Origin of the sequence: Rhodoferax sp. (genome assembly GCF_039922535.1) — a bacterium.
Classification (GTDB): Bacteria; Pseudomonadota; Gammaproteobacteria; order Burkholderiales; family Burkholderiaceae_C; genus Rhodoferax_B.
Genome location: NZ_JBDTEM010000075.1, coordinates 1 through 10437 on the forward strand (window position 1 = coordinate 1; position 10437 = coordinate 10437).

Annotated in this window: 10 protein-coding genes; 5 read left to right on the forward strand and 5 right to left on the reverse strand. The window is 65.5% G+C overall.

Annotation, left to right across the window (positions count from 1 at the left end; all coding sequences use genetic code 11):
* Positions 1-120 precede the first annotated feature (120 nt).
* Positions 121-1419, forward strand: a complete 1299-nt coding sequence (locus ABI213_RS03025; RefSeq protein ID WP_348008798.1) for a gallate dioxygenase — start codon at positions 121-123, stop codon at positions 1417-1419.
* 156 nt (positions 1420-1575) lie between these two features.
* Entirely contained in the window at positions 1576-2709 is a 1134-nt protein-coding gene (locus tag ABI213_RS03030; RefSeq protein ID WP_348026067.1) for a porin, read from the forward strand.
* A gap of 130 nt (positions 2710-2839) precedes the next feature.
* Here the strand turns inward: ABI213_RS03030 and ABI213_RS03035 are convergent, their stop codons facing one another.
* A complete protein-coding gene (locus ABI213_RS03035) occupies positions 2840-4405 on the reverse strand; it encodes an FAD-dependent oxidoreductase (RefSeq protein WP_348008796.1) in 1566 nt (521 codons plus the stop codon).
* A gap of 79 nt (positions 4406-4484) precedes the next feature.
* Here ABI213_RS03035 and ygiD point away from each other — a divergent pair, with 79 nt between their 5' ends.
* The gene (ygiD, locus tag ABI213_RS03040; protein WP_348008795.1) at positions 4485-5348 is read left to right on the forward strand and encodes a 4,5-DOPA dioxygenase extradiol; all 864 of its coding nucleotides are present in this window, start codon (positions 4485-4487) and stop codon (positions 5346-5348) included.
* Between the two features lie 64 nt (positions 5349-5412).
* On the opposite strand, the gene ABI213_RS03045 is transcribed toward ygiD, so the two are convergent.
* Together ABI213_RS03045 and ABI213_RS03050 are read right to left on the reverse strand one after the other, a co-directional pair.
* Positions 5413-5874: a tetratricopeptide repeat protein gene (locus tag ABI213_RS03045; RefSeq protein WP_348008794.1), complete on the reverse strand. Its 462-nt coding sequence runs from the start codon at positions 5872-5874 to the stop codon at positions 5413-5415.
* A 112-nt stretch (positions 5875-5986) separates the two neighbouring features.
* Complete coding sequence (locus ABI213_RS03050; RefSeq protein WP_348008793.1) at positions 5987-6724, reverse strand: FCD domain-containing protein; 738 nt, start codon at positions 6722-6724, stop codon at positions 5987-5989.
* Positions 6725-6830: 106 nt separating this feature from the next.
* Here ABI213_RS03050 and lhpH point away from each other — a divergent pair, with 106 nt between their 5' ends.
* Together lhpH and ABI213_RS03060 are read left to right on the forward strand one after the other, a co-directional pair.
* Complete coding sequence (gene lhpH, locus ABI213_RS03055; RefSeq protein WP_348008792.1) at positions 6831-7841, forward strand: trans-3-hydroxy-L-proline dehydratase; 1011 nt, start codon at positions 6831-6833, stop codon at positions 7839-7841.
* A gap of 8 nt (positions 7842-7849) precedes the next feature.
* Positions 7850-8767, forward strand: a complete 918-nt coding sequence (locus tag ABI213_RS03060) for a delta(1)-pyrroline-2-carboxylate reductase family protein (protein WP_348026069.1) — start codon at positions 7850-7852, stop codon at positions 8765-8767.
* Here the strand turns inward: ABI213_RS03060 and ABI213_RS03065 are convergent.
* A complete protein-coding gene (locus ABI213_RS03065; protein WP_348026071.1) occupies positions 8764-10341 on the reverse strand; it encodes a polyamine aminopropyltransferase in 1578 nt (525 codons plus the stop codon). The genes ABI213_RS03060 and ABI213_RS03065 overlap by 4 nt on opposite strands.
* Positions 10338-10437 (reverse strand): DUF350 domain-containing protein (locus ABI213_RS03070; protein ID WP_348026073.1); only part of this gene is annotated, 100 nt, incomplete at its 5' end. The genes ABI213_RS03070 and ABI213_RS03065, both read right to left, overlap by 4 nt.

Below are 10437 nucleotides of genomic sequence, written 5' to 3' on the forward strand. Positions count from 1 at the left end.
GGACATGTTCACGCCCTACGCAGCCGCCCCGCTGTAAAGCAGGCTGCCAGGCCCCCCTGCACCGCCATTGGGACGGACAGGGGGTGTGCCATTTTGAAACCTTGATATTGGAGTGGCCACATGGCACGAATCATTGGCGGCGTAGCCGTCTCGCATACCCCCACCATCGGCTTCGCGTTTGACCGCGACAAGCAGGCCGACCCGGTGTGGGCACCCATCTTCGAGGCGATGGAGCCCGTCAAGCAATGGCTGGCGGCGGCCAAGCCGGACGTGGTGGTGGTGACCTACAACGACCACGTGACCTCGTTCTTTTTCGACCACTATTCGGCCTTTGCGCTGGGTATTGGCGAGCGCTACGAGGTGGCCGACGAGGGCGGTGGTGCCCGTGATTTACCCGGTATCCACGGCCACCCCGCGCTGGCCGCGCACATCGGCCAGTCGCTGATGGCCGATGAATTCGACATGTCTTTCTTCCAGGACAAACCGCTGGACCACGGCTGCTTTTCGCCGCTGTCGGTGCTGTGGGAGCACGAGCATGGCTGGCCGGTCAGCATGGTGCCGCTGCAAATGGGCGTGTTGCAGTTTCCGCTGCCCAGCGCGCGGCGTTTTTACAAGCTGGGCCAGGGCCTGCGCCGGGCGATTGAGAGCTACCCCGAAGACCTGCGCGTGGTGATCGTCGCCACCGGTGGCCTGTCGCACCAGGTGCACGGCGAGCGCGCGGGCTTCAACAACACGCCCTGGGACATGCAGTTTCTGGAGCTGTTTGAAAACGACCCCGAGCGCCTGGCCTCCCTGACCCACGCCGAACTGGCCACGCTGGGCGGCATGGAAGGCGCGGAGGTGATGATGTGGCTGACCATGCGCGGAGCGCTGTCGTCCCAGGTGCGTAAGCTGCACCAGGCCTACTATTTGCCGTCCATGACCGGCATTGCGGCGGTGGTCTACGAGAACCTAGCCGGCCCGGTGATTGCGGGCGAGGTCGAGCGGCACCGCGCCGCCATGGCCCTGCAAATGGCCGGTGCCGAGCAGTTGCAAGGCTGCTATCCGTTCAACTTTGCGCGCAGCGTGAAAACCCTGCGGCTGAACCGCTTCCTGCGTGACATGGCCGAGCCCGCGCACCGCCAGCGATTCCTGGCCGACGGCCCCGTCTACATGCGCGAAAAAGGCCTGAACGACGAAGAGTGCGACCTGCTGGCCCGGCGCGACTGGCGCGGCCTGATCCATTACGGCGCGATCTTCTTCGGGCTGGAAAAGCTGGGCGCGGTGCTGGGCGTGTCCAACCTGCACATCTACGCCGCCATGCGCGGCGAGACGCTGGAAGTCTTCCAGCAAACCCGCAACGCCCCCAACGCCCTGTACTCGGTGGCGGGCACCGGCGGTGCGGCACCCGCCTGGGGTGCACCCAAGCCTGCCGCTTAAAAATTTATATAAAAAAGGTCTCCAGCGCAGCTAGCACCTGCGCTGGAAGCTACTGAATTAGGAGCATTTGTGTTGCTGCGAAGGCGCACGTGCGCCTAACCCTGGCCTGCGCATTGCGCAGACTATTCCCACCACCCAGAGTCCCTGGAGACATACATGAAGAAAACCACAACCCGCCTCACGCTCACCGCCTTTGCCGCGCTCAGCGCCTTGGCCGCTACCGGCGCGGCCCAGGCCCAGAGCGTCAACCTCTACGGCATCATCGACGCAGGCATCGAGACGGTCAGCAACACCGCCGCCGGCAACCTCACCCGTATGCCCACCAATTCCGGTATCACCGCCTCGCGCGTCGGCATGCGCGGCAAAGAAGACCTGGGCGCGGGTTTGTCCGCCGTGTTTACGCTAGAGATGGGCATCGGTGCCGACACCGGGGCTTCCTTGCAAGGTAGCCGCCTGTTTGGCCGCCAGTCGTACGTCGGTCTGAGCGGCGACTGGGGTGCCGTCACCTTGGGCCGCCAGTACAGCATGCTGTTCTGGTCGCTGCTGGATGCCGACATCGTGGGCCCCAGCGTGTTTGGCTTGGGATCGCTGGACTCCTACATCCCCAATGCCCGCCACGACAACGCCGTCGCCTACCGCGGCAAATTTGATGCCCTCAGCCTGGGTGCCAGCTACAGCCTGGGCCGCGATACGGCCACGGCAACGCCCCTCAACCCTGGGGCCACCAACTGCGCGGGTGAAAGCGCCAGCGATGCCCAGGCCTGCCGCGCCTGGTCGCTGCTGGCCAAGTACGACACGTCCACCTGGGGTGCTGCTTTGGGCTACGACCTGCAGCACGGCCGCACGCTCACCAGCGCCACCGATAGCGTGTTTAACGGCCTGAACAGCAGCGCCACCACCGATGCCCGCCTGTCCGTCAACGGCTACGCCAAGTTCGGCGATGCCAAGTTGGCGGCAGGCGTGATCCGGCGCAACAACGAAGGCAGCACCACCAAACCCAAGAGCGATCTGTGGTACCTGGCCGCGTCCTACGCCATCAGCCCGGCCTGGACGGTGGACGGCACGGTCGCCCGCCTGGCCTACAAGGACTATGCCAACTCCGACTCCACCCTGGTCGCCGTGCGGGCGCTGTACAAATTGTCCAAGCGCACCACCGTGTACGGCCAGTTGGGCCACATCAGCAACCAGAGCCTGGCGGCGGTGTCGGTCAGCGGCGGGGCTGCCGGCAGCAACCCGCTGGCAGGCGGCAGCCAGACCGGCACCATGTTCGGCATCAACCACGCCTTCTAAAGACCCAGCGCTGGCGCCCCTCGCACCGGTCTGAAAAGCCGATGCCTAGCGTTGTGGCCTATCGCTGCGGCCGCGGCGCTGGCCATGCTCTTCAAACGGATGCGCGGGCGGGTGCCCGGTCGCAACCCGGTCAGGCCGCCCGGTGCCCCAGCGTAAACGCCTCCTCAAACACCGAGTACCCCGCCCAGTCGCTGTGCGCAAATGCCAGGCGCTGCGGTTTTTGTAGCTGCCCACGCAGGTGCAATCTGCGCTGGAGGCCGATTTGGCTTGAAACTGCGGGCGTGGGGATGGCCATGGCGTGGCCGTAGCGGGTGATGTCCATGCGGGTGGTTTTGGCCGCCAGGTCGGGGTGGGCCACGGCCAGCTCGGCCAGGATGTCGTCGCGCCACGCCGACCACGGTTTCTCCAGCAGCAGGCGCCGTCCTTGGGGCACATCGCCCAGCGCCCGGTAGTAGCTCAGCACCGTGGCACCGGGCACAGGCAGCAGGCTTTGGTGCATGGCATCCACGTAACCCAATCCCGGCGCGTTGTACAGCACGTTGTCCCAACTCGGCGCGGGGCCGGGCCGGTCGTGCAGGGGCTTGTCGATGTGGATGTTGGCCACCAGCCAGGGGGCGTAGGTGGTGCGGGCGGCGGCCTGTGTCAGAAAGTCCGGCGGGTTCTGCACCACGCGCGCGGCGATGAACACCGGCAGGGCGACGATGGCGCGGCTGGCCTGCCAGCGTTCTACCGTCTGCGTGGCGGTGTTGAAAGCATCCACCTCCACGCCGTGGCGGGTTTCGGCGATGCGCACTACCACCTGCCCGGTGTGCAGCCGGTCACCCAGCGGCGCGGCCAGGCGGCGGGTCAGCCAGGCATTGCCTTCGGGCCAGGTCAGCACGTTGTCGCGTTCGCCGTTGTCTGCGCCCGGCGCGTGGAAACCGTGGCGGCTGGCGAAGTAGTGGATGCCCGCCCAGGCCGACACCGTGGCCGTGCCCGCGCCAACATCGTCGCGGCAGCAGTAGTCCAGGTACCAGCGCAGGTGCGGGTCATCCAAACCCTGCTGGTTTAGGTATGCTGCGAAAGTGATAGCTGCCAGCGCAAGTTGTACCTGCGCCAGAGGCCGATTTGACATGGGAATCGTCCAGTGGGCCTGTTGGCGTAGTTGTTCCACCAGCATCGCAAACTTCTGGTACTGCGCCAGGGTGCCCGCGCCCACACCCTGCACCGGCAACAACCCGTCTTGCCACGTGCCGTTGAAGAACAAACGCTCTTGCGGGCTGTGGCACAGGTGGCGCTCGTCGTACTCCCAGCGGCCCGCCACGCGCTGGCGCAGGCCCAGCTCTTCCAGCAGATTTTGTACATCCGGCGCGTCGTCGCTGGGCACCGGCAGGTAGTGCGCGCCCAGCGGGCAGGCAATGCCGTTCACCGCGCCGCCCCGGCTGTTGCCGCCTGCGCTGTCTTCCAGCTCCAGCAGGGCGAAGTCTTCCACGCCCTTCAGCCGCAAAGCCCGCGCCGCCGCCAGCCCGGCCACGCCGCCCCCGGCGATCAGCACGTCGGTGCGGCGGGTGACGCTGGGCGCAGGCCAGGTGCGCGCCTCTCGCAGCAGGTGGCCGCGTTCTACCGCGATACCGGTGAAGCCGCCGACGATTTCACGGGCAGGTGCGCAGCCCAGCAAGGGCAGGGTGGTGGTGGCGAGGAAATGGCGGCGGTGCATGGAGGGGGTGGGATTGCGGCGGCCAGTATAGGCAGCACCCGTTCGGAACTATCTCTCACAGCAGCACTCCCATCGCCCCATGACCCGCCGCAATTTCTTCCAAACCGCCCTGGCCTTGATCGCCGCCCACCCTTTGGCCCAGGCGGCTGCCGCCTCCGCCCAGCCGCCTGCGCGCGGCAAGATGCCGGTGGTGTTTATCGGCCATGGTTCGCCCATGAACGCGCTGCGCGACACGCCGTTTACCCGCCACCTGGCCCAGCTGGGGCGCGATTTGCCGCGCCCACGGGCGATCTTGGTGGTGTCGGCGCACTGGGCGGCCGAGCAGCCCATGCTCAGCTCTACGGCCCAGCCGGAGACGATTTACGACTTTGGCGGTTTCCCCCAAGCCCTGTACCAGGTGCGTTATCCCAGCCCCGGCCAGCCCGCGCTGGCCCAGCAGCTCGCCCGCACTCTGTCGCATGCGGCGGTGGACACCCAGCGCGGCCTGGACCATGGTGCCTGGACGGTGTTGCACCACCTGTATCCCAAAGCCGACATTCCGGTCATCCAACTGGCCATGGCTGCCCGCATCCGCATGGACGAGCACGTCGCCCTGGGCGCCCAGTTACAGGCGCTGCGGTCAGAGGGCGTACTGGTGCTGGCCAGCGGCAACATCGTGCACAACCTGCGCCTGGCCACCGATGCGCCCGAAACGCCTGTCTACGATTGGGCGCAGGAGTTCGACGGCATGACCGCCCTGGCCTTGCGCCAGCGCGACGTGCCGACCCTGCTGGCGCAAGACAAGGCCAAGCACCCCCTGTGGCGCATGGCCCATCCCAGCATCGAGCATTACGTGCCCCTTTTGTACGCCCTGGGTGCCAGCACCGAAACCGACCCCGTCAGCTTCCCATTCCAGGGCTTTGAAGAGGCCACGCTGTCGATGCGCTCGGTACGGTTTGGGTAGGCTTGGCAAAGCGCCGGCCCCCATCATTTAGGCAACAAGGCAGTCCCGGCTACGCCGTGACCGTTCAAGGGTTGCTGGTTTTGTAGTCGGCAATGGCCTTGGCGAGGTCTGCGTACTCTTCGCAGCTTTGGTTGCCGCAAATTTTTTCCAATGCGGCGAGCTGCTTTTGGGCTTCGGCCGGCTGTTTGTCCATCAGATAGGCCTCGCCCAGGTATTCGTGCGCGCCGCGGTGTTGGGGGTTGATCTCCAACGCGGTTTTGTAGTGCGCGAAGGCTTGCGGCAGCTGGGGCGGGCTGCTTTTGCGGGCGGTGTAGCCCAGCAGGTTGTGGATGTCGGCGTTGCGCGGCTCGTCGCGCAGCGCGGCATTGAGCTCGGTTTGCGCGCGGCGCCAATCCTTGACCTGGATGGCTTTTTGGGCGCTTTGCAGGCGCTCGTTCACGCTGGGCGTGGGGGTGGTGTCTTTGGCTTGCGCGCCGCCGCAGGCGAGCAGGCAGGTGGCTGCCAGGGTGTAGATCCATGGTCGCATAGAGGTCTCCTGTGGAATGCAAGGCATGCGAGGAATCTGCCCCTCGCCAGTGCGTGAACTGGCATTTTCTACGCTCTGCATGACCCTGTCAGCCGCGGTCTTTTTCTGGAGGCTAGGCGGCCGCCAACATGTCCTTCTGCACCCGCTCCAGGTGCTGCCGCACGTAGAAGCCAGCTGCCTCTTGGTTGCCCGTGGCGATGGCTTCATAGATGAGCCGGTGCTCGTACACGTACAGCCGCGCCCGGGCCGGGTCGTGGATGCCGTGGTCGCGCAGCTGGCGCCACAGGGGTTCGTCTACCGCCGCGGCCACCACCTGGGCGATGGCCGCCATCACCGGGTTGCCGCTCATGTGGGCAATGCGCTGGTGGAACTGGCGGTCGGCCTCGTTCCAGGCGCGGCGCTGCACGGGGTCGCCCAGGTCGCTGGTGCTTTCCATGTGGTCCAGCAGGCGCTCCATTTCAGGGTCGCGGCCACCGACAGCAGCGGCAAACTGCGCCACCAGCGGCTCGATGGCCAGGCGCGCGGCCAGGGTGGATAGCGGGCTGGTGTCGGCGTGGGCTGGGCCGCTGGCCGGGCTGCGCATCACCTCCAGCGCGGTTTCGCGCACAAAGGAGCCCGCGTTGGGCTTGGTCTGCACCACGCCCTGGTTGACCAGTTCGCCCATGGCTTCACGCACCGTGGCGCGGCCTACGCCCAGGGTGGTGGCCAGATCGCGTTCGGCGGGCAGGCGCGAGCCGGGCTGGTAGGTGCCGTCCTGGATGGATTTTTTTAACCGGTCGGCCACCAGCTCGTACAGCTGCGGCACGCGCAGCGGTGGCTGGATGGTTTCGGTGGACGTGGGGTTTTTCATAAAGTGGAGCTATTTTAGAACCAGTTTGGTTAAAATAAAACCAGATGTGGTGCCCAGCCTTGGCAACCACATCGCAGTTTTCCCCATCCTTTTTCTGGAAACCGCCATGTTGAATTTGGTCCGTACCCTGCACACCGTGGACGCGCATACCGGTGGCGAGCCGCTGCGTATTTTGTTGTCTGGCATGCCGCCCGTGCCGGGCACCACCATCCTGGCGCAGCGCGCCTGGCTCAAGGCCCACCGCGACGAACTGCGCCAGTTTCTGATGAACGAGCCGCGCGGCCATGCCGACATGTACGGTGCCTACCTGCTGCCGCCCACCACACCTGCCGCCGATTTCGGGGTCATCTTCATCCACAACGAGGGCTACAGCGACATGTGCGGCCACGGCATCATCGCCCTGGGCAAGGTGCTGGTGGAGCTGGGCCATGTGGAGCGCACCATGCCGCTGACGCGCATTGGTTTTGATGCCCCGGCGGGCTTTATCGAAGCCTTTGTGGAGTGGGACGGCCAGCGCGCGGGCAAGGTGACCTTCAAGAACGTACCGGCCTTCATCTACCTGCGCGATCTGGAGGTGGACACCCCCAGCTTTGGCAAGCTGCGCGGCGACATCGTGTTTGGCGGGGCGTTTTATTACTACCTCAATGCCGAGCAGGCCGGCCTGACGGTGAAGCCGGAACTGGTTCGCCAATTGATCCAGCTGGGGGCCGAAACCAAGGCGGCGGTCATCGCCCTGGTGAAGATCCAGCACCCGCTGGAGCCGGGACTGGACCAGCTCTACGGCAGCATCATCGACAGCGTACCTAACTGCGCCGGGGTAGACCAGTCCAACGTCTGCGTGTTTGCCGACCGCGAGGTCGACCGCTCGCCCACCGGCACCGGCACCTCGGGCCGGGCGGCGCAGTTGTTTCTGCGCGGGCAATTGCCGCTAGGGCAAACCTATGTGAACGGCAGCATCGTGGGTAGCCAATTCGAGGTCAAGGTCACGCAGGCGGTAAAAGTGGGCGACTTCGACGGCGCGCTGACCGAAGTCACGGGCAGCGCGCACATCATGGGTTTCAACCAGTGGGTGCTGGAAGATTCCGACCCCATGCCCACCGGCTTCTTTCTCCGCTAAAGGTGGCTATGCAAATCCTTAATGCCGAACAGACCGCCCGAGCCTTGCCCTACGCGCAGCTCGTACCCGCCGTGGCCCAGGCTGCGCGGGAGCTGGCACAGCAGCAGATCCAGGCCCCCGAGCGCCTAGTCGTGCCCATGGCCGAGGGCGGCGTGCTGCTGGCCATGCCCGCCGTGGCCCACGACCTCAGCGTCACCAAGCTGGTCACTGTGCACCCGCGCAATGCCGCGCACGGCCTGCCAGTCATCCAGGGCGAGGTGGTGGTGATGGACACCGCCACCGGCCGCCGCCTGGCCTTGCTGGACGGCCCCACCGTCACCGCACGCCGCACCGCTGCCGTTACGCTGCTGGGCATCCAGATGCTGGCCGTGCAAAAGCCCAAGTCTGCCTTGTTGATCGGCACCGGTGCCCAGGCCGCCGCCCACGCCGATGCGCTGGTGGAGCACCTGGGTATTGCCCAATTTTGGGTGGCGAGCCGCAGCCTGGCATCGGCACAGGCGTTTTGCACGGCGCTGCAGATGCGACATTCGCAGGTCCATGCCGTGGCGTTGCTGGTGGACGATCTGGAACATGCTTTGCCGACCACCGACTTGGTGCTGGCCCTGACGACCTCGCGCACGCCGGTGATTCCCGCCCACATCGCCGCCCACACCCTGGCCATCGGCGTGGGGGCGTTCAAACCCGACATGGCGGAATTTCCCCCGGCCCTGCTGCACAGCCGCCAGATCGTGGTGGACGACCTGGGCGGCGCCCGGCACGAAGCGGGCGACCTGCTACAAGCCAAAGTGGACTGGGCCCAGGTGCGCAGCCTGGCATCGGTGCTGGCCGCGCCAATACCGTCGTCCGCGCTGGCCCCGGTGTTCAAAACCGTGGGCCAGGCGGCGTGGGATTTGGCCGCAGCGCGGGTGGTGATCGCCAGCCTCTAGCGCGCTACCACCTTGCCCCATTCCGCCTCGTACGTCGTCACCAGCACCTGGTTCGACAGCCGGTTGATCTCGGTGGGTACGCGGGCCATGTCCAGCGGGAAGTCGAACAGCGCGGGCAGGCTGTGTGGGCTTAAAAAGCGCAGGCCGTCGGGCAGCGTGGTAGGCACGCGGTACGGCCTGCGGCTGGCGATGATGTAGCCCCATTCGCCGAAGCTGGGCACGTGGGCGTGGTAGGGCGTGGCGGTCAGGCCTACGGACTCGATGGTGGTGGCCACGGTCCAGAAGCTTTGGCGGGCCACCAGGGGCGAGGTGGTTTGGATGACGGCGTAGCCGCTGGCCGACAGACGCTGGTCCAGCAGGCTGTAAAACGAATTGGTGTATAGCTTGCCGATGGCAAAGTTGGTCGGGTCGGGGAAGTCCACGATGACCACGTCGAAGGTGTCGGTAGTGGTTTGCAGCCAGTTGAACGCGTCGGTGTTGACGATGTGCACCTTGGGAGACAGCAGCGCGCCGCCGTTGAGCTGCACCAGCGCGGGTTGCGTCTTGAACAGGGTGGTCATGGCTGGGTCCAGCTCGACCAGGGTGATGCTTTCTACGCTGGGGTATTTCAAAATTTCACGTACCGCCATGCCGTCGCCGCCGCCGAGTACTGCTATCTTTTTGGGTGCACCTTGCGCAGACATGACGGGGTGTACCAGCGCTTCGTGGTATCTGTATTCGTCGCGTTGGGCAAACTGCAGATTGCCGTTCAAGAACAGCCTGTAGCCCGCCTTGCCATCGCCTGCGCCATGCGTCACCACGATGCGCTGGTAGGGCGTGGTGGTGGCGATGACCACGCGGTCCTGGTAAAGCTTGTCTTCGGCCCAAGTGGTGATCTGGTCTGCGGCGGCCATGCCTGCGGCCAGCGCGGCCAGCGTGAACAGGCAAGCCAGCGCATGGGCCTTGAATTGGCGCAGGTCGTGCCGAAACAGCCACAGCGCCCACAGCGCCACGGTGGCATTCATCAGGCCAAACAACAGCCCGGTGCGCACCAGGCCCAGGTGCGGCACCAGTAGCAGCGGAAACGCCAGCGACACCGCCAGCGCGCCCAGGTAGTCAAAAGTGAGGACTTGCGACACCAGGTCTTTGAGCGCCACATTGCGCTTGAGAATGCGCATAACCAGCGGAATCTCCAACCCAACCAGCGCGCCCACCAGCAACACCAGCGCATAGAGCAGAAAGCGAAACGATCCCGGTGTGTAGGCATTGGCCAAAAAAAGAACCGCCGGCAGGGTTCCGCCCACTAAGGCCACCATCAGCTCAATGCGCAAAAAATGCGCTGGCAGCTGGCGCTCAAAAAAACGTGACAGCCACGAGCCGATGCCCATGGCAAACAGGTAGGTGCCGATGACAGTGGAGAACTGCAGCACCGAGTCACCCAGCGTGTACGAGGCCAGCGCCCCAGCGGCCAGCTCATACACCAGCCCGCAGGCCGCGATCACAAAGACGCTGGCCAGCAGCGCGACTTCCAGCGGCTGGGCGCGCCGCCCGTTCAGGCCCGGTTGACCTGCTTCGCTTGCGACCGTGTCACTCACCCGTGAATGGCGGCGGCGACGATGATCGAAATGCCCAAACACATCGCGGCCACGACCATGCCCAGCGCGCGATTTTGCTTCTCCACAATTTCTTGC

Coding starts and splice junctions, on each gene's coding strand:
- ygiD (WP_348008795.1), top strand. CDS start 4,485: ATGACCCGCCGCAATTTCTTCCAAACCGCCCTGGCCTTGATCGCCGCC.
- ABI213_RS03060 (WP_348026069.1), top strand. CDS start 7,850: ATGCAAATCCTTAATGCCGAACAGACCGCCCGAGCCTTGCCCTACGCG.
- ABI213_RS03025 (WP_348008798.1), top strand. CDS start 121: ATGGCACGAATCATTGGCGGCGTAGCCGTCTCGCATACCCCCACCATC.
- ABI213_RS03045 (WP_348008794.1), bottom strand. CDS start 5,874: ATGCGACCATGGATCTACACCCTGGCAGCCACCTGCCTGCTCGCCTGC.
- ABI213_RS03050 (WP_348008793.1), bottom strand. CDS start 6,724: ATGAAAAACCCCACGTCCACCGAAACCATCCAGCCACCGCTGCGCGTG.
- lhpH (WP_348008792.1), top strand. CDS start 6,831: ATGTTGAATTTGGTCCGTACCCTGCACACCGTGGACGCGCATACCGGT.
- ABI213_RS03035 (WP_348008796.1), bottom strand. CDS start 4,405: ATGCACCGCCGCCATTTCCTCGCCACCACCACCCTGCCCTTGCTGGGC.
- ABI213_RS03030 (WP_348026067.1), top strand. CDS start 1,576: ATGAAGAAAACCACAACCCGCCTCACGCTCACCGCCTTTGCCGCGCTC.